23 protein-coding genes are annotated in these 23,855 nt (G+C 65.4%); 13 read left to right on the top strand and 10 right to left on the bottom strand.

The window, feature by feature from the left end; translation table 11 throughout:
* Positions 1 to 49 precede the first annotated feature (49 nt).
* Complete coding sequence (locus tag F7R19_RS11160; protein ID WP_150980557.1) at positions 50 to 943, bottom strand: helix-turn-helix domain-containing protein; 894 nt, start codon at positions 941 to 943, stop codon at positions 50 to 52.
* Positions 944 to 1,274: 331 nt separating this feature from the next.
* Here F7R19_RS11160 and F7R19_RS11155 point away from each other — a divergent pair, with 331 nt between their 5' ends.
* The 3 genes from F7R19_RS11155 to F7R19_RS11145 all read left to right on the top strand — a co-directional run bounded on the left by F7R19_RS11155 (position 1,275) and on the right by F7R19_RS11145 (position 4,750).
* On the top strand, positions 1,275 to 2,591 hold the full coding sequence (locus F7R19_RS11155) for a hemolysin family protein (protein ID WP_061956644.1): 1,317 nt from the start codon (positions 1,275 to 1,277) through the stop codon (positions 2,589 to 2,591).
* Positions 2,592 to 3,067: 476 nt separating this feature from the next.
* The gene (locus F7R19_RS11150) at positions 3,068 to 4,402 is read left to right on the top strand and encodes a GGDEF domain-containing phosphodiesterase (RefSeq protein WP_150980556.1); all 1,335 of its coding nucleotides are present in this window, start codon (positions 3,068 to 3,070) and stop codon (positions 4,400 to 4,402) included.
* Between the two features lie 216 nt (positions 4,403 to 4,618).
* Positions 4,619 to 4,750, top strand: a complete 132-nt coding sequence (locus F7R19_RS11145) for an entericidin A/B family lipoprotein (RefSeq protein ID WP_061956640.1) — start codon at positions 4,619 to 4,621, stop codon at positions 4,748 to 4,750.
* Between the two features lie 225 nt (positions 4,751 to 4,975).
* Here F7R19_RS11145 and eda read toward each other — a convergent pair whose 3' ends face one another.
* The 3 genes from eda to F7R19_RS11130 are packed head-to-tail and all read right to left on the bottom strand — an operon-like array spanning position 4,976 to position 7,888.
* Positions 4,976 to 5,617, bottom strand: coding sequence for a bifunctional 4-hydroxy-2-oxoglutarate aldolase/2-dehydro-3-deoxy-phosphogluconate aldolase (gene eda, locus F7R19_RS11140; RefSeq protein ID WP_150980553.1), 642 nt, complete (start codon positions 5,615 to 5,617; stop codon positions 4,976 to 4,978).
* Positions 5,618 to 5,665: 48 nt separating this feature from the next.
* Positions 5,666 to 6,601 (bottom strand): sugar kinase, encoded by a 936-nt coding sequence (locus F7R19_RS11135; protein WP_150980551.1) that lies wholly within the window; start codon positions 6,599 to 6,601, stop codon positions 5,666 to 5,668.
* An 18-nt stretch (positions 6,602 to 6,619) separates the two neighbouring features.
* The gene (locus F7R19_RS11130) at positions 6,620 to 7,888 is read right to left on the bottom strand and encodes an amino acid deaminase (RefSeq protein WP_150980549.1); all 1,269 of its coding nucleotides are present in this window, start codon (positions 7,886 to 7,888) and stop codon (positions 6,620 to 6,622) included.
* A 134-nt stretch (positions 7,889 to 8,022) separates the two neighbouring features.
* Here F7R19_RS11130 and F7R19_RS11125 point away from each other — a divergent pair, with 134 nt between their 5' ends.
* From F7R19_RS11125 to F7R19_RS11095, 7 genes are all read left to right on the top strand, one after another.
* On the top strand, positions 8,023 to 8,928 hold the full coding sequence (locus tag F7R19_RS11125; protein ID WP_150980546.1) for a MurR/RpiR family transcriptional regulator: 906 nt from the start codon (positions 8,023 to 8,025) through the stop codon (positions 8,926 to 8,928).
* Positions 8,929 to 8,930: 2 nt separating this feature from the next.
* Positions 8,931 to 10,403, top strand: coding sequence for an N-acyl-D-amino-acid deacylase family protein (locus F7R19_RS11120; protein ID WP_150980543.1), 1,473 nt, complete (start codon positions 8,931 to 8,933; stop codon positions 10,401 to 10,403).
* 14 nt (positions 10,404 to 10,417) lie between these two features.
* A complete protein-coding gene (locus F7R19_RS11115; RefSeq protein WP_061956631.1) occupies positions 10,418 to 10,810 on the top strand; it encodes a RidA family protein in 393 nt (130 codons plus the stop codon).
* Positions 10,811 to 10,948: 138 nt separating this feature from the next.
* Entirely contained in the window at positions 10,949 to 12,304 is a 1,356-nt protein-coding gene (locus tag F7R19_RS11110) for a GntP family permease (protein ID WP_061956629.1), read from the top strand.
* A 220-nt stretch (positions 12,305 to 12,524) separates the two neighbouring features.
* Positions 12,525 to 13,706: an ABC transporter substrate-binding protein gene (locus F7R19_RS11105; protein ID WP_150980540.1), complete on the top strand. Its 1,182-nt coding sequence runs from the start codon at positions 12,525 to 12,527 to the stop codon at positions 13,704 to 13,706.
* A gap of 199 nt (positions 13,707 to 13,905) precedes the next feature.
* Positions 13,906 to 15,165 carry a PQQ-dependent sugar dehydrogenase gene (locus F7R19_RS11100; protein ID WP_061956625.1) on the top strand — a complete coding sequence of 420 codons (1,260 nt, stop codon included), beginning with the start codon at positions 13,906 to 13,908 and terminating at the stop codon, positions 15,163 to 15,165.
* Positions 15,166 to 15,170: 5 nt separating this feature from the next.
* Positions 15,171 to 15,470 (top strand): c-type cytochrome, encoded by a 300-nt coding sequence (locus F7R19_RS11095; RefSeq protein WP_061956623.1) that lies wholly within the window; start codon positions 15,171 to 15,173, stop codon positions 15,468 to 15,470.
* 216 nt (positions 15,471 to 15,686) lie between these two features.
* Here the strand turns inward: F7R19_RS11095 and F7R19_RS11090 are convergent, their stop codons facing one another.
* The 6 genes from F7R19_RS11090 to F7R19_RS11065 all read right to left on the bottom strand — a co-directional run bounded on the left by F7R19_RS11090 (position 15,687) and on the right by F7R19_RS11065 (position 20,112).
* On the bottom strand, positions 15,687 to 16,163 hold the full coding sequence (locus F7R19_RS11090) for a GNAT family N-acetyltransferase (protein WP_150980537.1): 477 nt from the start codon (positions 16,161 to 16,163) through the stop codon (positions 15,687 to 15,689).
* A 112-nt stretch (positions 16,164 to 16,275) separates the two neighbouring features.
* On the bottom strand, positions 16,276 to 16,584 hold the full coding sequence (locus F7R19_RS11085) for a hypothetical protein (RefSeq protein WP_150980535.1): 309 nt from the start codon (positions 16,582 to 16,584) through the stop codon (positions 16,276 to 16,278).
* 217 nt (positions 16,585 to 16,801) lie between these two features.
* Positions 16,802 to 17,509, bottom strand: a complete 708-nt coding sequence (locus tag F7R19_RS11080) for an ABC transporter ATP-binding protein (protein ID WP_061956617.1) — start codon at positions 17,507 to 17,509, stop codon at positions 16,802 to 16,804.
* On the bottom strand, positions 17,502 to 18,254 hold the full coding sequence (locus F7R19_RS11075) for an ABC transporter ATP-binding protein (RefSeq protein WP_150980533.1): 753 nt from the start codon (positions 18,252 to 18,254) through the stop codon (positions 17,502 to 17,504). The genes F7R19_RS11080 and F7R19_RS11075 overlap by 8 nt, the downstream gene beginning before the upstream one ends.
* Positions 18,251 to 19,249, bottom strand: a complete 999-nt coding sequence (locus tag F7R19_RS11070; RefSeq protein WP_150980530.1) for a branched-chain amino acid ABC transporter permease — start codon at positions 19,247 to 19,249, stop codon at positions 18,251 to 18,253. The genes F7R19_RS11075 and F7R19_RS11070 overlap by 4 nt, the downstream gene beginning before the upstream one ends.
* Positions 19,246 to 20,112 (bottom strand): branched-chain amino acid ABC transporter permease, encoded by an 867-nt coding sequence (locus F7R19_RS11065; RefSeq protein WP_211922728.1) that lies wholly within the window; start codon positions 20,110 to 20,112, stop codon positions 19,246 to 19,248. The genes F7R19_RS11070 and F7R19_RS11065 overlap by 4 nt, the downstream gene beginning before the upstream one ends.
* A 187-nt stretch (positions 20,113 to 20,299) precedes the next feature.
* Between F7R19_RS11065 and F7R19_RS11060 the strand changes: the two genes are divergently transcribed.
* The 3 genes from F7R19_RS11060 to F7R19_RS11050 all read left to right on the top strand — a co-directional run bounded on the left by F7R19_RS11060 (position 20,300) and on the right by F7R19_RS11050 (position 23,851).
* The gene (locus F7R19_RS11060; protein ID WP_150980524.1) at positions 20,300 to 21,220 is read left to right on the top strand and encodes an aldo/keto reductase; all 921 of its coding nucleotides are present in this window, start codon (positions 20,300 to 20,302) and stop codon (positions 21,218 to 21,220) included.
* 33 nt (positions 21,221 to 21,253) lie between these two features.
* The gene (locus F7R19_RS11055) at positions 21,254 to 22,642 is read left to right on the top strand and encodes an NTP/NDP exchange transporter (RefSeq protein WP_150980522.1); all 1,389 of its coding nucleotides are present in this window, start codon (positions 21,254 to 21,256) and stop codon (positions 22,640 to 22,642) included.
* 102 nt (positions 22,643 to 22,744) lie between these two features.
* The gene (locus tag F7R19_RS11050) at positions 22,745 to 23,851 is read left to right on the top strand and encodes an S-(hydroxymethyl)glutathione dehydrogenase/class III alcohol dehydrogenase (RefSeq protein ID WP_061959915.1); all 1,107 of its coding nucleotides are present in this window, start codon (positions 22,745 to 22,747) and stop codon (positions 23,849 to 23,851) included.
* Positions 23,852 to 23,855 lie beyond the last annotated feature (4 nt).

Below are 23,855 nucleotides of genomic sequence, written 5' to 3'. Positions count from 1 at the left end.
CGGCGGGGTGATGTTAGCACGAGTGTGCTTTTCTGGCGGAAGTACGACGCTAGGCGGCGGACGCGGCGGCGGGCGCCGGTGGGGATGGCGCCTTCGCAAGCGCTTCGAACACCTGCCGCGTGGCATCGTCGGCGGGAAAGAAACACTCGATGCGTATTTCCTGCAGCGTCACGTCCCGCGGATTGCCGAGCGTGGTCAGCGTGGAAAACAGCGACGCACGAAAATCCCCGGCGTGCACCACCACTGGCAATAGCGGTCCGGGCGAACTCTCCTGCGCATCGTCGTCGGCCAGCAGCACGCCGCCCGGCCCGACCATATCGGGATGCCAGGCCGCGATGCGCCGGAATATCTCGCGCGCGGCCTGATCATGCGCCTGCACCTGCAGTTCCTGCCAGACACGCCGCAACAGGTAGCGCCCCACCTGGCGCGCGTTCTCGATCACCGGCCACAGCCCGTTGGGATCGAATACCGCCAGCATCAGGTTGATGCGCCCGTGCGCATCGTCCAGCGTGGTTGGCGCGCGCCCCGCGAGCAGCTTGTCGAGCATGCGGCGGTACGCCTGATTGGCGTCGATCAGGTTCCAGAATCGATCGAGCACAACCGCCGGATAGGGCTCCTGCTTGGACAGGATCAGCGCGATCGCATGACGCACCATCTGCATCGGCGGCGATGCCAGCGTGTGCTCGCTGTATGCCGGCGCGTAGCCGCTGGCCAGCAGCAGCGCATTGCGTTGCCGCAGCGGCACGCCAAGCCGATCGGCCAGCGCTACCACCATTTCGCGGCTCGGCCGCGCACGACCAGACTCGAGAAAACTGATATGCCGTTGCGAAACACCCGCGGCCAGCGACAGCGCCAGTTGGCTATAGCCGCGCTTGCCGCGCCAGTAGCGCAAGAGTCCAGGAAAATCGAGAGCGGTTTCAGAACCGGGCGTGAGCGTTTCCATGGCTGGCATTACAGCACGGGCTGTAATGCTGCGCGACTACCTGCAACGTAATTGGCGCAATTCAGCGACAAGCCAGAGTTGGACGCGGCACGCGCCTTTCAGACAATTCGCATGGCGGCGGTGCGGGAGCAGCGATTAACCTTGGCGATGGATTGCTTGCCATGCCCGGCTCCGTCCGGGGGACATCGCCCGGCATTGCCGCAGTGGCCCCACGGACGGCATGAATATTGCTGTGTTTAGGTGCTTTGCACGCCACTACGACACAGCGGTGCAAGGTGCGAATGGTATGCTCTGATTTTTCAATTCCCGCGCGCACAGGGCGCGCACCCTGATGGAAATAGCCATACTCTTGGCGCTCATTTTGCTCAACGGCCTGTTCGCCATGTCCGAAATCGCGCTCGTCACGGCCCGCAAGGCCAGATTGCAGCGCTATATCGACGAAGGCGACCGCGGCGCCATGGCGGCCGTGAAGCTTGGAGAAGATCCCACCCGATTTCTGTCCACCGTACAGATCGGCATCACATCGATCGGCGTACTGAATGGCGTGGTTGGCGAATCCACGCTCGCCACGCCGCTCGCCATCTGGCTGCAGGGCGTGGCAGGCCTGCCGGCGACCACGGCCGGCTACGCGGCCACCGCCATCGTTGTGGCGGGCCTGACCTACTTCTCGATCGTGCTGGGCGAACTCGTGCCCAAGCGCCTGGGCCAGATGGCGCCCGAGGCCATCGCACGCCTGGCTGCGCGCCCCATCTCGTTTCTTTCCGTCGCGTCCAAGCCGTTCGTCAAGCTGCTGTCCGGCTCCACGCAACTGGTGCTGCGCTTATTGGGCGTCAAGACCGACCGGGGCCCCGCCGTCACCGAGGAAGAAATCCACGCGCTTCTGGTGGAGGGTTCGGAAGCCGGCGTGATCGAGCGCCACGAGCACACGATGGTGCGCAACGTATTCCGCCTGGACGACCGCCAGTTGGCGTCGCTGATGGTGCCGCGCGGTGACGTGGTCTATCTCGATGTCGAGGCGACCGAAGAAGAGAACATCCGTCGCATCGAAGAATCCGATCACTCGCGCTTTCCGGTGGTGCGCGGCGGCATGCACGACATCCTGGGCGTCGTCAGCGCACGCCAGCTGCTGGCGCGTCGCCTGCGCGGCGAAAAGGCCGACCTGACCGCTGTGCTGCAGGCCGCGGTATTTGTGCCGGAAAGCGTTACCGGCATGGAGCTGCTCGAAAACTTCCGCTCTTCGGGCGGGCAGATCGCTTTCGTAATCGACGAGTACGGCGAAGTATTGGGTCTGGTCACGCTGCAGGATTTGATCGAGGCAATTACCGGCGAATTCAAGACCGAAACGGCGGGCGAGGAATGGGCGGTGCAGCGCGACGACGGTTCGTGGCTGCTGGACGGCCTGATTCCGATCCCGGAACTCAAGGATCGCATCGGCCTGCGCTCGGTTCCCGAGGAAGACAAGGAGCGTTATCACACGCTGTCCGGCATGCTGCTGCTGTTGCTGGGACGCCTGCCGCAAACTGCCGACTCCGTGCAGTGGGCCGACTGGAAGTTCGAAATCATCGACATGGACGGCAAACGCATCGACAAGGTGCTGGCTTCGCGCATCCCTCCCGAGGACGGTCCGGAACCCGAAACGACTGGCTGATCTCGCCAACGATCGATTCCCGCATGCGGGAAACAACAACCAATGGGCGCATCGAGCGCCCATTTTTTTTGCACTGCGACAGCCGTCGCAGGCGATCCCTCAAGCCGCGCTGCTTGTCGCTAAGGTATCCAAGACCTCCGACGCCGCAGTTGTCCCGCTTGTCGCATTTACAGCGTGCATTTCGCAGGCCCTATCGCCATTCGGGTCAACTGGTCAAGACGACAAGGCCAGCAACACTCGCAACATTGCGCCAAATCAAACACCTGTGCGACGCGCGCGCCACGTCGACATCGTCGTTATCCGAATTTCCCCGCTGCTGCCGTATGATCCCGGCTATGTCGCGTAGGGGTTCCGCAATACTACGTAGACGCTTAAAAATAGGCGCGCGAAGCGCAGCCAATACGGGGTGCAGTCCGGATATCGGGGAATCGCCGGTGGCCATTGCAGAGATGACCTCGCTGCCAGCATGAGTCTAGATGGATCGAACAAACAACGACGCGCCAGCTGACGAGGCCGGCGAAGGGTCACTTGACGATCGGCGAATCGCCGAGGTTCAGCCGGCCGCGTTCCTTGCCGCGCTGGAAGAACACCGCGCGCACTTTGGCGCAGCGCATTCGCTGGCCGTGCTGGTGGTGCGGCTGGACCGCTTTGCGCACGCCTGCGCCACCATCGGTCTACATCGCGCACATTTGCTCCGCGCACAGGTAAAGTCGCGCGTCGCCGGCCTCGCCGCGATGCCGGTTGTCATGCAATGGCTCGGACCTGCGGACCTCGGCCTTGCTTGCGTATTGCCAGACAACGTCGAAAACCCCGATGCGCTGAGCCGGACCATTGCCGAGGCTTTGAATCGACCCTATCAGGTCGATGGCTTCGAGCTATTTCTCTCGTGCAGCATCGGCGTCGCCATCGATCATCCCGATGCCGGCACCGAACGCCATCTACAGCAAGCATTCGACGCCATGCTGCAAGTGAACCGGCGCGGCGGCGACGGCATCGGCTCGGCCCAGCGCCCTGCCGCACCGCGGCTTGCCGCCTTGCTGAGCGCACTGCCCGGCGCAATCGAACGCGGTGAACTGAGTCTGCAACTGCAGCCTCGGGCCACGTTTTCCACCGGCGCAATCACCGGCTACACGGTACGGCTGCGCTGGCAGCATCCCGTGCTGGGTCGCGTCGCGCCGCAGGATTTCCTGCCCGCTGCCGACGCCATCGGCCTGATGAGCGAAATTGGCCGCTGGACGTTGCAGCAGTTGTTGCAACTTGTTCGCGAAACGAAGTGCGTCCGGGGCATGACGTTCACGCTCCTGGTGTCCGATTCACAACTGCAGTCGGACGAGGCCATCGCGATGTTGCGCGGCGCCATCGAGGCCCACGGCATCTCGCCGGGTCAGATCTGCATCGAGGTGCCCGTTGGCAGCGTCCCGGATTCTCCCGAAACCTCCGCGAAAGCCGCACAACTTCGTGAAGCCGGCGTGCGCATCGCGCTAAACGATTTCACCGACGACGAGGAAAGCCGTCGCGCGCTGCTACTGGTCGAACCCGATCTGGTGACCCTCGACGCCCGAAACCTCGGCCATGCTCGTCAGAAACATGACATGACAAGCGCCTTGCAGGCTGCGTGCAGGCTCGCCACGGCGCACGGCGCGGCGGTCTGCGTAAAGGGCGTGGAGACGCAGGTCCAGTTGGACCTCGTACGCCAATGGGGATGTCACATTGTGCAAGGCTACCTGCTGGCCCAGCCGTTCCCGGCGCAATGGCTGGCGCAGACGCACGCCGCCATCGCGGAACGCGCGGCCCGGTTGCTCAAGCCATAACCGGCGCGCGTCGAGTACGCCTGCGCATTGGCCACGCCGATCGGACCCACCGCACCGGCCGCAAACGCCCGATTAAATCGATCTTGTCCGCCCCGCTTCGCACACGCTGTCTGTCGGTTCTTTTCGTATTTACAAATTGGCACACATCCTGCATCGACTGCGGCTGGGGCGACGTTAAAATGTGCCCACTTCTTACTATCCCGAAAGGAGCCACTCGTGAAAAAAGGATGGATCTGGTGCGTACTCGTTGCCACGCTGCTGGCAGGCTGCAATACCATGGCTGGCCTTGGCCAGGATGTCCAGAAGGGCGGTCAGAAGCTGGAAACCTCGGCTGAAAAATCGAAGTAATCGATTCGATTTGGCCGTTGCAGTAAAGAGGGGCGCCGCTGGCGCCCCTTTGTATTGGTCCACGTTCCGCAGGTCAAACCGACGCCGTCTTGTAGTTTTTACAGGCAAGGAACGCGCGTGCAGGGAAAGTCATACCAATTGCCACTTATCCCGCGGAGCACCGCGGCTCCCCAACGGCAACCGGCTCGTACCCGAAAAGCCCTACCGTGGCCGCGATCCCACTCTTCATCCCAGCCGCAGTTGCGCGGCCTCCTCGGCCAGCTTGCGGATGCGCGACCAATCCTTCGCTGCCACGGCGTCCTTCGGCACTACCCACGACCCGCCCACGCACACCACATTGGGCAACGCCAGGTAGGTGGCCGCCTTTGCCAGGTCAATGCCGCCGGTTGGGCAGAACTTCAATTGCGACAACGGCCCGAACAGCGATTTCAGCATCGACACGCCGCCGGCCGCCTCGGCCGGAAAGAACTTCAGGAACGAAAAGCCGCATTCGAGCGCGAACATCGCCTCGCTGGCCGTCGCGACGCCCGGCAGCAGCGAGATACCCGCGCCCTGCGCGCCCACGGCGAGCTTTTCGGTCAGGCCGGGCGACACGGCGAACTGCGCGCCGACGTCCCGCACCGCGTGCAGCTGTTCCACACTGAGCACGGTGCCGGCGCCCACCACGGCCTGCGGCAGCGCCTTGGCCACCGCCTCCATGGCCTGCAAGGCCACCGGCGTGCGCAGCGTGATTTCGAGCATGGGCAGGCCGCCGCTCACCAGCGCTTCGCTGACATGCAGGGCTTCGTCCACCGAATGGAATTCCAGCACCGGGATCACCGGCACATTGGTCAGGCGCGCGAGCAAGGGGGAAGGTTGAATTTGCATGACTGGGTTCGAAAAGGTTGACCGGGCCGACATTGCACCAATGGCAAGTCAGGCAATCACGGAGATGTTTTGTTCCAGGCGCGCCCGCACGGTTTCGGCGTGCGGGATCGGCGCCACCGCGCCATAGCCGGTGGTCGACAACGCGGCGGCCACGTTCGCGTAGCGCGCGGCCTCGAAGGGGTCGTCGCCGGCGCACAGCCGCGCGATAAAGCTGCCGCCAAAGCAATCGCCGGCGCCGGTGGCGTCGACGGGTTTGACGGGATACGGCTGCACCAGCGTGCGCGATTCGGGCGTCGCCACATAGCTGCCCTCCTCGCCCAGTTTCAGCGCCACCACGCCCACGCCGCATTCGAGCAGGTGATCGACGATGGCGTCGCGATCGTCCAGCCCGGTCAGCACCGTGATGTCGTCCCAGCTTGGCAGGCAGATATCGGTCAGGGAAAACGCCTCGCGCATGATGCCGCGTGCGCGCGCCAGCGACCACAGGCGCAGGCGCAGGTTGGTATCGAGCGAAACCTTCACGCCGGCCTTGCGCGCATGCTCCATCGCCGCGAGGCCCGTATCGCACGCACAGGTGCTGATGGCCAGGCTGATGCCAGACAGATGCAGATATCGCGCCTGCGCTATGGCCGCAAGCGGTAACTGTTCGTGGTGATAACGGCTCGCTGCCGACCCCGCGCGCAGGTAATCGAAGCGATGGCCATGGCTGTCGTGCGACACGAAGTACACGCCGGTGGGCGCTGCGGCATCGACGCTCACATGCCGCGTATCGACGCGTTCCTGCGTCCACAGCGCAAGCAGCCGCTCACCAAAACTGTCCGCGCCGACCGCGCTGATGTAGCCCGCACTGGCGCCCTGGCGCGCGGCGGCAATCGCAAAGTTGGACGTGTCGCCGCCAAAGCCCTGCAGATAGCGGGTGGCGTCGCCGGGCTGCTGGTTGAATTCGACCAGCGGTTCGCCATAGGCGAGGATATCGATGCTCATGCGCGTGCCACTCCTGTCTTAGAAGAACGTTTGCACGATGTCGATGACGCGCAACTGGCTGTCCAGCACGGGAATGTGCCGCCACTTGTCGAACGTCAGGCACGGATGCGAAATGTCGAAGGCAATCATATCGCCGACGCGCACGTCATCGCCAGCGGCAATTTCCAGATAGGCGTGCTGATCCATCATGCCCGTCACCTGCCAGTGCGCGGGCGTTGCGCGCGGCGCTTGCGTACCAGGGCGATAGATCTGCGCGGGGATCGGCATGCCGGCATCGAACGCGGCGTCGCGCTTGCCCATGCCGATGATCGCGCGGGTCGCCTCGGGAATCGACTGGACGTACGCCCACAGTTGCAGCGCAGGCAGCAGTCCCTCGCGCATTTTCTGCGCCACGGGATTGCTGGACAGGATGCGCTCCTGCGCCGCGCGGTAGATGCCGACGTCGTGGGTCAGATAGCAGCCCGGGCGCAGCACGATATCGATCGGCACACCAATCTCGGTGCGCGAGAACTCCTCGGCCACCACGTCGTACCAAGCTGATCCCGCCCCGGACATGACGACGGGACTGCGCGCGAACCGGCCTGCGGCGGCCAATTCGCGCGTGACGGCCACGGTGCGCTGCAGGAACGCGCGGATGCCCGACTCCTGCTGCAACACGCCTTCGTAGACTTCCACGCCGGCCAGCGACAGCGCATCGGGCCAGCGCGACAGCGCTTCGAGCACTTCGGCCTGCTGCGCGGCGTCGCGCACGCCAGTACGCCCTCCAGGCACACCGAGCTCCAGCAACACCTGCAGGGTCTGCCCGCGCGCGCGGAAAAACGCACCGAGCTGATCGACCAGTTCGGCTGAATCGACCAGCGAAAAAAACTCGAAATCAGGCGCGCGCAGCAGGTCGGCGACGATCTCCATATTGCGACGGCCCACCAGCTGGTTCGCCATCAGCACGCGCTTCACACCATGCGCGGCGGCGGCGGCAGTCTGCTGCGCAGTGGCCAGCGTGATACCCCAGGCGCCCTCGGCAAGCTGACGCGCAAACAGCTTGGGCGCCATGGTCGTCTTCCCGTGCGGCGCCAGCTTCATGCCATACGCGCCCATGAAATTGCGCATCCACCGAAGGTTGTGAACGAGCCGGTCCTCGTAGAGCACGGCCGCGGGCAGGCTCAGGTCTTCCTGCAGCAGCTGCCAGTCGGGCCGGCTCGCCTCGGCCGGCGCCAGCGGTGCGTCCAGACGGCCGAGCGCCTTGTTCAGCGGATCGATCATTCCCGTCTGGTACTTTGTCTCACGCATGGCTGACATCACCCTGTAAAAATTCGATTGACGTAATCATAGCCTTGAAACTACGATATTTCATCCTTGTTATAAAGTAACACGCTGTGCCCGCGATGGCCCCGACGATGGCCGCCGCCAGCCTGGCTCCGCCCATGACCGCTCCCTTCGACATCCTGACCCGCATCGCCGAACGTGGCCCGTCGCTGCGTCTGGCCGAGCAGAAAGTGGCGCAGGTGATCCTCGAGGATCTTGCGGGCGCGGCGGCGGCAAGCATCAACGAGCTGGCGCGGCGCGCCAGCGTCAGCGAGGCCAGCGTGACGCGCTTCGCCAAGGCCATCGGCTGCCGCGACGTGCGCGACCTCAAGCTGCGGCTCGCGCAGGCCACTGCGGTCGGCTCGCGCTTCCTGCAGCCGGCGCCCGCTGCCTCCGAGACCGACACCCCGGCCACGCTGGCCGAGCGCATCCACACCGACGTGCTGACCACGCTCGAAGTCAATCGCAAGCTGATCGATCCCGAGCGGATCGGCATTGCCGCGCGACTGTTGCTAGACGCACGCATGGTCTACGCTTTTGGCATGGGTGGCGGATCGACGTTCATGGCCGACGAGGCGCGCTACCGCCTGGCGCGGCTGGGCCAGCCCGTGGCGACCTATCACGATGCGCTGCTGCAGAAGATGGTGGCCGCCACGCTGACGCGCGACGATGTTGTGCTGGCGTTCTCGGCCAGCGGCAGCGTGCCGGAAATGCTGGCCAGTTGCGATATCGCACGCGAATACGGCGCGCGTCTGATCGCCATCACCGCGCTCGGGTCGCCGCTCGCGGCACGCGCCGACGTCCTGCTGCCGGTGCGCACGCTGGAAACCGACTTCATTTTCAAGCCGTCGGCATCGCGCTACGCCATGATGCTGGTGATGGATGTGCTGGCCACGCATTGCGCGTTGCTGCAGCAGGACCAGAGCAAGGAAAAGCTGCGCCGCCTGAAATATGTGCTCGACGTCCACCGCGGCGTGAACCACGACAGCGACGGCCCGGACAGCCGCCAGCCGCTGGGAGACTGACCATGCCACATCTGTTCGACACCCTGATCCGCTGCGTGCTGCTGATCGACGGCTCCGGCGCAGCAGCGCGCATGGCCGACGTGGCGATCCGCGATGGCCGCATCGCCCGCATCGACGATGCCGCCGCGATCGATCCCGACACCGCCTCGCACGTCGTGGAGGGTCACGGTCTGGTGCTCTCGCCCGGCTTCATTGACGTCCACACGCACGACGACACCAATGTGGTGCGCGATCCGGCCATGACGCCGAAGATCTCGCAGGGCGTGACCACGGTAGTGGTGGGCAACTGCGGCATCAGCGCCGCGCCGGTGACGTTGCCCGGCGATCCGCCCGACCCGATGAATCTGCTGGGCCGCGCCGACGCCTTTTGCTATCCCGATTTCAAGACCTACGTCGATGCGGTCAACGCCGCGCAGCCGTCCGTCAACGTTGCCGCACTGGTTGGCCATACGGCGCTGCGCAGCAATCATATGGACCGCTTCGATCGCGCCGCCACTGCCGACGAAATCGCGGCCATGCGCGCGCAGCTGGAAGAAGCGCTTGCGCATGGCGCGCTGGGCCTGTCCACGGGGCTGGCCTATGCCAATGCCTTCAGCGCACCAACCGAGGAAGTGCTGGCGCTGGCGCAGCCGCTGGCCGATGCCGGCGCGCTGTACGCCACGCACCTGCGCAGCGAATTTGCCGAGATCCTCGACGCCATGGACGAGGCGTATCGCATCGGGCGCCATGCGCGCGTGCCGGTTGTGATCTCGCACCTCAAATGCGCGGGCGTGCCGAACTGGGGACGCAGCGCCGAAGTTCTGGCGTCGCTCGAGACCGCGCAGCGCTGGCAACCGGTCGGGTGTGACTGTTATCCGTACACGGCCAGTTCGTCGACGCTCGATCTCAAACAGGTCACCAGCGATTTCGATATCCAGGTGACGTGGTCCGAGCCGCATCCCGAAATGGGCGGCCGGCTTCTGGCCGACATCGCCGCCGAATGGCAGACCGATCTGCACGACGCCGCGCGCCGCCTGCAGCCGGCCGGCGCGGTCTATCACTGCATGGAAGACGCCGACGTCGATCGCATCCTGAGCCATCCGGCCACGGTGGTGGGCTCCGATGGCCTGCCCAACGATCCGCTGCCGCATCCGCGCCTGTGGGGCGCCTTTCCGCGCGTGCTGGGCCACTACGCGCGGGACCGCGAATTGTTTCCGCTGACGGTCGCCGTCAACAAGATGACAGGGCTGTCGGCCGAGCGCTTCGGCCTGGCCGGACGCGGCTTCGTGCGCGAAGGCTACTGGGCCGACCTCGTGCTATTCGATGCCGCCACGATCCGCGACGCCGCCAGCTTTACCGACCCGATGCAGCCGGCCGAAGGGATCGGCGCGGTGTGGGTCAACGGCGAACTCACCTGGCAGCAGCGCGCCGCGACCGGCGTGCGCGCTGGCCGCTTCCTGCCGCGCGCCGCGCGGGATTCCGAACACTCAAACTGAAGACAGGAGTTTCCATGGACATCAAACGATTCGGCGTCGAAGGCGGCACGGGCCAGGGCGGCTCGCATATGCCGTTCGCGCGCGCCGTGCAGGCCGACGGCTGGCTCTATGTGTCGGGCCAGGTGCCGATGGTCAACGGCGAAGTGGTCGAAGGCAATATCGTCACGCAGAGCCACCAGGCCATCAGGAACGTGATGGCGATCCTCGCCGAGGCGGGCTACGGCCCCGAACACGTGGTGCGCTGCGGCGTGTGGCTGGACGACGCGCGCGACTTCCCGTCGTTCAACAAGATCTTCAAGGAATATTTCGGCGCCAATCCGCCCGCGCGCGCCTGCGTGCAATCGAGCATGGTGGTCGATTGCAAGGTCGAGGTGGATTGCATCGCCTACAAGAAACCGGCAGCCTGAAACCGGGCGCCGGCATCGGCGAGCCAGCCGATGTTCCGACAGTTTTATCAACCTGCCGCTACGCACCGGGCATAGCGGCTTTTTCATAGCGGAAGCGGACTGTCCTCGCGGACAGCAACCGTCAAAAGGAGACGAGACATGGGTGCCGTTACCGGAACCACGCTCTTGATATATGCGCTGATCGCCGTGATCGCGCTGGTGATCTTGATCGCCCGATTCAAACTGAACCCGTTCATCACGCTCGTGGTGGTTTCCGTGCTGCTCGGCTTTGCCGTCGGCATGCCAATGGGCGACATCATCAAGTCGTTCGAAGCCGGGGTGGGCGGCACGCTCGGCCATATCGCGCTGGTGATCGGGCTGGGCACGATGCTCGGCAAGATGATGGCCGAATCGGGCGGCGCGGAGCGCATCGCGCTGACGCTGATCGATTTCTTCGGCGAGAAGAACGTGCATTGGGCCATGATGGTCATCGCGTTCATCGTCGGCCTGCCGGTGTTCTTCGAAGTGGGCTTCGTGCTGCTGATTCCCATCGCGTTCAACGTCGCCAAGCGCACCAACACGTCGATGATCCTGGTGGGTATCCCGATGGTCTGCGGCCTGTCCGTGGTGCACGGGCTGATCCCGCCGCACCCGGCCGCGCTGCTGGCCGTGCAGGCCTACGGCGCCGATATGGGCAAGACGATCCTGTACGCGCTGATCGTCGGCATTCCCACCGCGATCATCGCCGGCCCGCTGTTCGCCAAGCTGATCGACAAGCATGTGACGCTGCCCGCCATCAACCCGCTGGCCGAACAGCTGACCGAGGAAGCCGGCGCCTCCAAGGGCAACCTGCCCGGCTTCGGCATTACGGTGCTGACGATCCTGCTGCCGGTGTTCCTGATGCTGATCGGCAGCTGGGCGGACCTGATCACCACGCCAAAGACCTTTGCCAACGACTTCCTCAAGCTGATCGGCAACTCGGTGATGGCGCTGCTGATCGCCACGCTGTTCAGCTTCTACACGTTTGGCAAGTCGCGCGGCTTCACGCGCGAGATGATTCTGAAGTGGACCAACGAGTGCGTGGCGCCCACCGCCATCATCACGCTGGTGGTTGGCGCGGGCGGCGGCTTCGGGCGCATCCTGCGCGATTCGGGCATCTCGACGGCCATCGTCGACGTTGCCACGCACGCCAACGTGTCAGTGCTGGTGCTGGGCTGGCTGGTAGCCGTGATGATCCGTATCGCCACGGGCTCGGCCACGGTCGCGATGACCACCGCCGCCGGCATCGTCGCACCGATCGCCGCCAGCGTGCCGGGCACGCGCCCGGAACTGCTGGTCCTGACCACGGGCGCCGGGTCGCTGATCCTTTCGCACGTCAACGACGGCGGCTTCTGGCTGGTCAAGGAGTACTTCAACATGACCGTGACCCAGACGCTGAAAACCTGGTCGGTCGCCGAAACCATCATCTCGGTGGTAGCGCTGCTGTTCACGCTGGCACTGGCCACGGTGGTCTGATCCACGCCCGGCCGGCTCCCGATACAGCAGCGTATCGGAGCCGGCAAGGCAGCCTGCCCGTGCGCGTCCGCACGCAAGCGGACGTCATCGCAACGCCGCTCGGCGCATGCCAGCGGCTCCGGGCATACCCCATATCGTGCGGGGATTGCTCCACCCCGCCCCGCGCCCTACACTCCCTGATCGATGCGGCCGTCCGATGCCGCACTCCCGGGAGACATCCATGATCGTCAGTCCGCTGCGCCGCGCCATGATGGCTTGTGGCGCCGTTGCCGTCCTTGCCTATTCCACGCTGTGCCATGCCGCCGATCCTGTGAAGATCGGACTGATTGCGCCGTTCTCCGGCAGTTTTGCCGACTATGGCAAGCAAATGGAGGGCGGCATCAAGGCCTGGCAATCGCTGCATGGCGACACCGTGGCGGGCCGCAAGATCCAGATCATCGTCAAGGACACTACCGGCCCGGCGCCCGACGTCGCCAAGCGTCTGGCGCAGGAACTGGTGGTGCGCGACAAGGTGGACATCCTGGCCGGCTTTGGCCTGACGCCCGAAGCGCTAGCCGTGGCGCCGATCGCCGAGCAGGCAAAAAAACCAATGGTGATCTTTAACGCCGCGTCGTCGGTGATCACCACCAAGTCGAATTACATCGCGCGCGTATCGATGACGCTGCCGCAGATTTCCGCGCCGATGGCCACCTGGGCCGTGCGCAATCGCATCAAGAAGGTAGTGACGCTGGTGGCCGACTACGCGCCCGGCATCGACGCTGAAACCGCATTCAAGACCAATTTCCTCGGCGGTGGCGGCCAGATTGTCGAATCGATCCGCGTGCCGCTGCGCAATCCCGAGTTTGCGCCGTTCATCCAGCGCATCAAGGATGCCCGACCGGAAGCGGTCTTCCTGTTTCTGCCCGCGGGCGAACAGGGCGTGGCTTTCATGAAGGGCTTCCGCGAACGCGGACTGGCCGACGCCGGCATCCGCGTGATCGCGACCGGCGACCTGACGGACGACCACGTGCTGCCGGCCATGGGCGACGCCACGCTTGGCGTGATCACCTCGTTCCACTATTCGGCCGCGCACGATTCGAAGGAAAACAAGGCCTTCCTGAAGGCGTTTGCCGCTGCCAACCCCGGCGCCGGCCGCCCCAACTTCATGGCGGTGGCGGCCTATGACGGCATGGCCGCCATCTACGAGGCGCTGAAGAGAACCAATGGCGCGCCCGACGGCGACAAGTTTCTCGCCGCGCTCAAGGGCATGACGCTGCAAAGTCCGCGCGGCCCCATCACGATCGACCCGGCCACGCGCGATGTGATCCAGACCGTGTATATCCGCAAGGTGGAAAAGGTCAACGGCGAACTCTACAACGTCGAGTTCGACAAGTTCGACGGCGTCAAGGATTCGGGCAAATAAGCGCGTGCCGCACGCCCCGGCCCGCGCTCCTGTGGGCCGGGACGTGCGGTCGGCCGCCATCGTGCGCGTATTCGAAATCTTTCAGCGTGAAATCTGAGATCTGCATTTCCCTTGCGGGGAAAGCTGACCTAACCTTGTCTGGCGGTGCTGCGCTCGCCGCGCAACGACTAAAAGACAAGAAGTTTTCGGAGACATCACGATGAAGAGCTCAGCCATTGCCATGGCCGCGGCGTTGCTCGTGGGTGCCGTGCCGGCCCTTGCAGCGCCCACCGACAACCTGCAGAAGCTGCAGAGTTTCAAGCAGACCGGCGCGCCGCCGGCGGAAACCGTCCAGCAAACGGGCCAGAAGGCCGACGCGCTGCGCGAAAACCTGAAAGCCATCAAGCTGCCGCAAGGCTTCAAGATCGACCTCTATGCCGTGGTGCCGGAAGCGCGGCACATGGCCATCGAGCCTTCAACCGGCGTAGTCTTCGTCGGCACACGCAAGAACCGCGTGTGGCAGGTTACCGATCGCACCAAACGCCGCGTGGCCGACGATGTCGTGCAGTTTGCCAGCGCCGTCACTTTCAAGGTGCCCAATGGCGTATGTTTCTCGCCCGACGGCATTCTCTATGTGGTGGAGCAGAACCGCGTGCTGGCCTTCCCCGCCGCGCAGTTCTTTGGCGAAGGCGGGCCCGATGTTGCCGCTGGCGTGGTGGTGCCGCAAGGCAAGCTGGTGCCGGTCGAGTTCGAGAGCTTCAATCACGGCGCCCGCACCTGCCGCGTCGGGCCGGACAAGAAGCTCTACATCACGCTGGGCCAGCCTTGGAACGTGCCGCCCAAGGACAAGCTGGCCGCGCTGGACAAGGCCGGTCTGGCCGGCATCATCCGCATCGACCAGGACGGCAAGAACCGCGAGGTGTATGCGCATGGCGTGCGCAACTCCGTCGGGCTCGATTTCAATCCCGCCGACAAGTCGCTGTGGTTCACCGACAACCAGGTGGACGGCATGGGCGACGACCAGCCGCCCGGAGAATTGAACCACGCGACCAAGGCCGGCCAGAACTTCGGCTTCCCCTGGTACGGCGGTGGCAAGGTCCGCACCGTCGAGTACAAGGACGCACAGCCACCCAAGGACGTGGTGTTCCCGGTGGTGGAATACGCAGCCCATGCGGCCGATCTCGGCATGTCGTTCTACACCGGCAAGATGTTCCCGGCCAAATACCAGGGCGGCGTCTTTGCGGCCGAGCACGGATCGTGGAATCGCACCAAGCCGATCGGCGCGCGCATCGTCTACACCCCTGTCAAGTCCGACGGATCGGTCGGCGAGACCGAAGTGTTTGCCGAAGGCTGGCTTACGCCCAATGGCGAATACATGGGACGTCCCGTCGATGTACAGCAATTGCAGGACGGCTCGCTGCTGGTCTCGGACGACTTCGCCGGCGCGATTTATCGCATCTCGTATTCGGGTGCGAAATGATCGGCATGCGGATCGCCGTCATCGCATGGCTTTGCCTCTGCGCCAGTGCACCCGCACTGGCCGCCGACGCACAGGCGGGCCGGGCCAAGGCGACGCAGTGCCAGGCTTGCCACGGGCTGGACGGCAAGTCGAAACTGCCTGAGGCGCCGCATCTTGCCGGTCAGGTGGAGCAGTACCTGGCCAAGGCGCTCAAGGACTACAAGAGCGGCGCACGCAAGGACGAGATGATGAACATGATGGCCAAGCCATTGAGCGACGCCGACATTGCCAACCTCGCCGCGTTCTACAGCAGTCTCAAGCCTTAGGTCCTTGCCTGCGTGGTCCTTGCTGCGTAGCCGCTGCGGCATGGACTGCGACGTGAACGTTGGTCGTCGCCACGTGGTCATCGCCGCGTGGTCATCGCTTCATGGTCATTTCCTCCGGGCACGTTGCCTCGCGTGCCAGGCGGGATCGATGCGCGAGCCTGCCCTGCATAAGACGCGGGACGCTGCCAGCGGCTTGCCCTATATCGTCATGCATCGTCATGCACCGGGCGGCGAAAGCGTCTTCGACATCTCCGAGGTCTGGCGCCAGCCGTCGCGTTCGTAGATGGGCCGCCCGGCCTGCGTGGCGTGAAGGATGGCAAAGTCCACGCCGCGGCGCGCGAATTCCGCCTCGGCCAGTGCCATCAGCCGACGCGCCGCACCGCGGCCTCGAGACTCGGGCTCGACATACAGGTTCAGCACATAGCCGCGCGACGCCTGTGCGGGATGCGCGGGATGCGGCGGCCAGTCGATCACCATCAGCCCCACACCGGCCAAGGCGCGCGGCCCATTCATGAGCAGAAATCCGCAATAGCTGCCGTCGATAAGCCGCGGTTGTAGCCATTCGCGGAAATGCACGGTCATCGTGCGCAGCGTATCGGCCGCGAAACCGGCCTCCTGGAACATCGCCTCGCGATGTCTGCAGATCAGTTCCAGATCATCCGGGCCTACCGCCCGCGTATGCAGTTCGTCCATGTGTCGAAGAAGAAATGAAGAATCACACAGCGACACCGGCACAGTGGCCAATGCCATGTCTGCCGGCGGCCGGGACAGCGACGCCATGACTCGCCGCCGTCCCGGCGACAGGTCATTGCGCAGTTGCCCCTGCGTCGCGCGGACCGGAGCCGGACACCAGCGCCGTGAGCGCGGCGGCGGATTCCTGCCTCAGCATGCGCAGGATCAGCGCGGCGCCCTCGTTCGAGAATTCGGGTGACGCTGCGTGCTCGAGCGCCACCGTCATCACGCCCATCGCGCCGTGAACCCGCTCCAACTTGCGCAACGCCAGCACGCAGACGGACGAGAGCCCGGCCAACGGCGGCAACCCGGCATGATGATGGACGACCGGCCTTGCACTGCCCGACTTGCGCGGCGCGGACCCCGATGCCGGTTTAGCCATGGCCCGGCCTCCCCACGGCGAGAGGGACCGGACAGGTGGGTAAGATGCGTACCTCGATGCAATGCATGGCTGACTCCTTCGGATCGTGATGGAAAGCGGGCTGGCCGCCCGCTGCGCCGCACAACGCGACGACAGGTGCATTGTGGAATCCGCGCGCCCCCGGCACCATGAGAGGAATCTGAAAGGTCAGAAGCGTCCGATGCCCGGACACGACACCTCACGCATGACCGACGCTCACCAGCCGATCGAGCAGCGCCTGGTCCGCCAGCAGGTCGGCGCTGCGGCAGCGCTGCACCACGCGGCCCCGATCGAGTACCACCGCGTGTTGCGTCATGCCCAGCGCAAGGCGCGCATGCTGCTCCACAACGATCACCGCCATCCCGCTTTCCGCGATCAGGCCCGCAATCACGCGCTGCAATTCCTGCACGATGATGGGCGCAAGGCCTTCCATCGGTTCGTCGAGCAGCAGCAACGCGGGATTGACCATCAGCGCCCGCGCGATTGCCAGCATCTGTTGCTCGCCGCCCGACAACTGGTTGCCCAGATGCCGCCGCCGTTCGGCCAGCCTCGGAAAGGTCCGATAGATACCAGCGATGTCCCAGGGCCCCGGACGCGCCACCGCGCTCAGGTGTTCTTCCACGCTCAGCGACGGGAACATCCAGCGTTCCTGCGGCACCCAGCCGATGCCGGCCTGCGCACGCCGATGAGGCGGCATCCGCAGCAGGTCGCGCCCGCGCCAGTGCAGTGTGCCGGCGCGCATGCGCGTGAAGCCCATCAGCGTGGCCAGCAGCGTGGTCTTGCCAACGCCATTGCGCCCCAGCAGCGCCAGGCTTTCGCCCTCGCCCAGTGCCAGGTCGATGCGGTCCAGCACCACGGCATCGCCGTAGCCCGCGCTCACGCCGGCCATCGTCAGCAACTCACCCATGCGCGCTTTCCCCCAGATAGACCTCTTTGACGCTCCGGTCCGCGGCAATTTCGGCCGGCGTGCCTTCGGTCAGTACGGCGCCAGCCACCAGCACCGTGATGCGCTCGGCAAAGCGGAACACGAGATCCATGTCGTGTTCGATGAACAGCACCGTGATATCGCGCGGCAGCGCGGCGATGACCGCGAACAGTTCCGCACTCTCGCCAGCCGGTATGCCCGCGGCCGGTTCGTCAAGCAGCAGGATCGACGGACGCGTGGCCAGCGCCAGCGCCATTTCCAGCAGGCGTTGCTTGCCGTAGGGCAGGTGCCGAGTCTCGCTATCGGCATCGCGGTCCAGCCGCAGTAACGCCAGCACGGCCATCGCCTCGTCGCGCAGCGCGGTGTGCGATGCAACCGTACGCGTCCAGACGCGCGCCGCGCCGGCGCGCTCGGCCACCGCCAGCGCCACCGATTCGAGCACCGTCAGCCCGGGAAACAGCGTGTTGATCTGGAACGTGCTCGTCATGCCAAGCCGGACGCGCGCATGCTGGGGCAAGGCGGTGATGTCACGATCGCCCAGCCAGATGCGGCCCGTCGATGGCGCCAGCGCGCCGGTCAGCAGATTGATGAACGTGGTTTTGCCCGCACCGTTGGGGCCAATCAGCGCGTGCCGCGCCCCAGGTGCAAAGGTCAGCGAGATATCGCTGTTGGCGGCAAACGCGCCCCACGATTTGCCCAGGCCTTCGGTGCGCAGCGTCGCCGTCATGCGTCGGCTCCGTCATGCGCCATGGCGGCCGCCCGCCGGCGCGCTGCCAGCGCGGAGACGGCGCCCATCACGCCGCCCCTGGCCGTCAACACCATCACCACCAGCAACAGCCCGATCCAGAACTGCCAGTAAACCGGATCGATCCCCGCGAGCACGTCCTGCGCGATCATGAACAGCGCCGCGCCAACCAGCGCGCCGTACAGCCTGCCCGTGCCGCCCAGCACCAGCATCACCAGCAATTCGGCCGAACGCGGGAAGCCCAGCACATCCATGCCGACGAATTGGGTGGTCTGCGCCAGCAATGCACCGGCCACGCCCGCCATGGCCGCCGACATCGTGAACACCGTACGCAAGCGCCTGGGCACATCGGCACCCAGCGCGGGCATGCGTCGCGCGCCTTCGCGTACCCCGCGCAGCGACAAGCCGAACGGCGATGCAACGATACGGCGCATCAGCACGAACATCGCGAACAGCACCGTCAGGCTGTACACGTAGGCGGTTTTACCGGACAGATCGAATTCGAAGCGCCCCAGCAGCGGCCACATCGCCACGCCGGAAAGCCCGTCGACGCCGCCCGTCAGGAATGCCGCCTTGTTGGCCGCCTCGAACAGCATCAGGCCGATGCCGAGCGTCACCATCAGGCGCGTCAGGTCGCCGCCGCGCACCACCAGGAAACTGCACAGCCAGCCCGCCACGGCCGCCACGCCGGCTGCGGCGCACAGGCCGGAAACCGGTTCGCCCCAGCCATGCGCACCCAGCAAGCCAGCCGTGTATGCGCCCAGGCCAAAGAACGCCGCGTGCCCCAGCGAGACAATGCCCGCATAGCCGAGGATCAGATCGAGCGACAGTGCAAACAAGCCGGCGATGAGGATCTGGCTGCCGAGAATCAGGTAATCGGGCAGCAGGAAAAACACGGCGACCGGCGCCAGCCAGAAAACGATTTCCGCGGCATGCCAGCGACCGTCCGGCAGCACGCCTCGCGCAAGCGGTTTCATGCGGCGCGCCTCCCGTAGAGCCCGGCGGGAAACGCCACCAGCAGCAGCACCATCATCGCGTAGATCACGAACGCGCCCACCTCGGGCACATAGTATTTGCCGGCCACATCCGCCACGCCGAGCACGATTGCCGCCACCAGCGATCCGCGGATGCTGCCCGCGCCGCCCACCGCGACCACCAGCAGGAAGTAGACCATGTACTTGAGGGGGAACGTCGGGTCCAGCCCCAACACATCTATGCCAAGCGCGCCACCCAGCCCGGCAAGCCCCGACCCGAGCGCGAATGTCAGGCTAAAGACCCGCCCGACGTCGATGCCGAGCCCGCTGGCGGCCTGCTGGTTGTCCACGGCCGCGCGCACTTGTGCGCCAAATCGGGTGCGCGCCACCAGCCAGCCCAGCGACAGCGTGATGACGACGACGACGGCCAGCAGGAACAGCCGATACGCGCCCAGTTCGAGGCCGCCCACCCTGACCTGCCCCAGCAGGAACGCAGGCAGCGTCACCGGCTGCTGCCCGGGCCCGAACAACCAAGTGGCGCCGGCCATGGCCATGAAGGTCAGGCCGATCGAGAACAGCACCTGATCGAGATGGCTGGCGCGATACAGGCGCCGGTAAAGCGTGCGCTCGAACAGGCCGCCGGCCAGCGCGGCGGCGGCGAATGCCAGCGGCAGCGCGGCCAGGAACGGCACGCCGAACCGGTTCATCGCCACCACCACCAAATAGCCGCCCAGCATCGCAAACGCGCCGTGCGCCAGGTTGATGAAATTCATCAGTCCCATCGTCACCGACAGGCCCATACCGATCAGGAACAGCAGGCTGCCGTATGTCACACCATCGAACAGCACGCCGAGCAGGCTCGCTATCACGTTCCGGTCCTTTCAGGTCGATCACTGCCGTGGAAACGGGGTTTTGCATGAAACCAAGGCGCAGATTGTTCAGTGCACGCCGCATATTTGCAATCGGGCGTGACCCGGCCCGCATGCGGGCACGGCTTTACATCGCCCGGTGGGCGCGCTAAGGTCTCTGGCACCTGACTGCCGGGACGTTGCCATGCCGATCGACCGCCGCACTTTTCTGGGTATTTCCACCGCGCTTGCCACACTGCGCGCCGCGCCCGCGCTGGCCGCCGCGCAGGCCGCCACGGTCGAAGCCCCGATGCGCCGCAAGATTCCCGGCACCAACGAGCAGTTGCCCGTGATCGGCATGGGTACCGCCGACACTTTCAACGTGGGCAGGACGTCCGAGGAGCGCGCGCCGCTCGGCGAGGTCCTGGCGATGCTGCTGCAGCGCATTCCGCATGCCGTAGTCGATACCGCGCCGAGCTATGGCAGTGCCGAAGTGGTGACCGGCGACCTGCTGCAGGCCGCCAACGCGCGGCGCAACGTCTTCGTCGCGACCAAGATTTCCTCCGGTGCGCCCAATGCGATCGAGCAGTTCACCCAGTCGCGCGCCGACCTGCGCAGCGATGTGGTCGATCTGCTGCAGGTGCACAACCTGATCGACTGGCAGAACAACCTGAAGCTGCTGCGCCAGTTGAAGGCGCAGGGCAAGACGCGCTATATCGGCATCACCCATTACCGCGAGGACGCGCACGACACGCTGGCGCAGATACTGCGCACCGAAAAAGTCGACTTCCTGCAGGTGAACTATTCGCTGGCCGAGCGCAATGCCGAAAAGACCCTGCTGCCGCTGTGTGAAGAGCGCGGTGTCGCGGTACTGATCAATCGTCCGTTCCAGGATGGTCGCCTGTTTGCCGCGGTCAGGGGCAAGCCGCTGCCGGATTGGGCGGGCGAGATCGATTGCACGTCGTGGGGCCAGCTGTTCCTGAAATTCATCGTCAGCCATCCGGCCGTGACGGCGGCCATTCCCGCCACCTCGAAGCCGAAGAACATGGCCGACAATCTCGGCGCCGCGTTCGGCCGCATGCCGGACACGCGCGAACGCGCGCGCATTGCCGCGGCACTCGCGTAACGCCGCCGCCTCCGCCCACATCGGCCACCGCTCATGAACCCGCACGACAACTCGCGTACCGGCAGACTGCTGGGCGTGCGTGATGGCGAAACGACGGCCGTGGTGGCTGCCTTCCTGTTCTTCTTCTGCCTGTTCGCCAGCTATTTCATGCTGCGGCCCGTGCGCGAAACGATGGGCATCGCCGGCGGCGTGAAGAATCTGCAATGGCTGTTCACCGCCACCTTCGTGGTGATGCTGGCGGCCATCCCGCTATACGGCGCGTGCTGCAAATGGCTGCCGCGCCGCCGCTTCGTGCCATGGGTGTATGCGTTTTTCATCGTCAATCTGCTGGGCTTTGCGGGGGCCACGCGCGCGATGCCGGATAACGTTTGGCTGGCGCGCACCTTCTATGTCTGGCTGTCGGTGTTCAATCTGTTCGTGGTGTCGGTGGCATGGAGCCTGATGGCCGATGTCTTCCGCCCCGAACAGGCGCGCCGGCTGTTTGCGCTGATCGCGGCGGGTGCCAGCGCCGGCGGGCTGGCGGGACCGGTGCTGGGCGGCTGGCTGGTTGAACCGATCGGGCTGACCGGATTGATGCTGCTGTCCGCCGCATTGCTTGCCGCCACATTGCCGATCGTGGGCTTTCTGTTCGGATGGCGGCAGCGGCTTGGCGCGGGCGCGGCCGATGACGCAACCCGCAGCGCGGCGCCGGCGCCCGCAGGTCCGCCCCCGCCCGGCGCCGATGCGGTTGGGCACGATCCCGCGCTGCCCGTGGGCGGCGGCCTGTGGGCCGGCCTCGCGCTGATCGTGCGCTCGCGCTACCTGCTCGGCATCAGCCTGTTTGTGATCCTGCTGGCCACGTCGAGCACGTTCCTGTATTTCGAGCAGGCGCGGCTGGTGTCGGCCGCGTTTCCCTCGCGCGCGCAGCAGACGCAGGTCTTCAGCGCGCTGGACGCCAGCGTGCAGGCGCTGACGATCCTCGTGCAGATCTTTTTCTCCGGGCGCGTGGCGCGGCGCTATGGCGTCACCGCGCTGCTCACCGCCGTGCCGCTGGCCGTGATGTGCGGGTTCCTGCTGTTGTCGATGTGGCCGGTGTTTGGCGTGCTGGCTGCCGCGATGATCGTGCGGCGTGTGGGCGAATACGCGATGCTGCGTCCGGGGCGCGAAATGCTGTTCACCGCGGTCGATCCGCAAACCAAGTACAATGCCAAGAACGTCATCGACACGGCGATCTATCGGGCCGGCGATGCGGTAAGCGCGTGGGTCAAGACCGCCATCGACGCGCTGTCCGGCCATCCCGCAACCGTGGCGCTGGCCGGCGCTGCGCTGGCCGTTGCATGGGCCTGGCTGGGATGGTGGCTCGGGCGGCGCCACGACGGCGAACTGCAGCAAAGCACGCCATTGCCCGCCGCGCTCGCGCGCGACCCGACAGGCAGCCGATAATCGCGCAGCCTGCTGGCCGCGCCGCGTCGATGCCCGTATAGTCATGGCCTTTCGGTGGCGCACGCGCGTGTCGCCCCACTCTCATACGTAAGGAGCTGCCTCATGAAAACCAAAGCCGCCATCGCCTGGAAAGCCGGCGCCCCGCTCACCGTGGAAGAGGTGGACCTCGATGGCCCGCGCGCCGGTGAAGTGCTTGTCGAGATCAAGGCGACTGGCATCTGCCATACCGACTACTACACGCTGTCCGGCGCCGATCCAGAGGGCATCTTCCCGGCGATCCTGGGCCACGAGGGCGCGGGCATTGTCACCGACGTCGGCCCCGGCGTGACGTCGCTGAAGCCGGGCGATCATGTGATTCCGCTCTACACGCCGGAATGCCGCCAGTGCAAGTTTTGCCTGTCGCGCAAGACCAACCTGTGCCAGGCCATCCGCGCCACGCAAGGCAAGGGATTGATGCCCGATGGCACGTCGCGCTTTTCGATCGATGGCAAGCCGATTTTCCACTACATGGGCACGTCGACCTTCGCCAACCACATCGTGGTGCCGGAGATCGCGCTGGCCAAGATCCGTCCCGATGCACCGTTCGACAAGGTCTGCTACATCGGCTGCGGCGTCACCACGGGCGTGGGCGCGGTGCTGTTCACGGCCAAGGTGGAAGCCGGGGCCAACGTGGTGGTGTTCGGCCTGGGCGGCATCGGCCTGAACGTGATCCAGGCCGCGAAGATGGTGGGCGCCGACAAGATCATCGGCGTCGACCTCAACCCGGGCCGCGAGGCAATGGCGCGCAAGTTCGGCATGACGCATTTCGTCAATCCGAAGCAGGTGGACAACGTGGTGGACCACATCGTGCAGCTCACCGATGGCGGCGCCGACTATTCGTTCGAATGCATCGGCAATACCCAGGTCATGCGCCAGGCGCTGGAATGCTGCCACAAGGGCTGGGGCAAATCGATCATCATCGGCGTGGCCGAGGCTGGCGCAGAAATCTCCACGCGTCCGTTCCAGCTCGTCACGGGCCGCGAATGGAAGGGCTCGGCGTTCGGTGGCGCGCGTGGCCGTACCGATGTGCCGAAGATCGTCGACTGGTACATGGAAGGCAAGCTCAACATCGACGACCTGATCACACATACGCTGCCGCTCGATCGCATCAACGAAGGCTTTGACCTGATGAAGCGCGGCGAGTCGATCCGCTCGGTCGTGCTGTACTGAGAAC

Source organism: Cupriavidus pauculus, from assembly GCF_008801835.1.
Classification (GTDB): domain Bacteria; phylum Pseudomonadota; class Gammaproteobacteria; order Burkholderiales; family Burkholderiaceae; genus Cupriavidus; species Cupriavidus pauculus.
The sequence above is the reverse complement of the archived record's forward strand: the minus strand, read 5'-3'. Positions and strand labels throughout refer to the sequence as shown.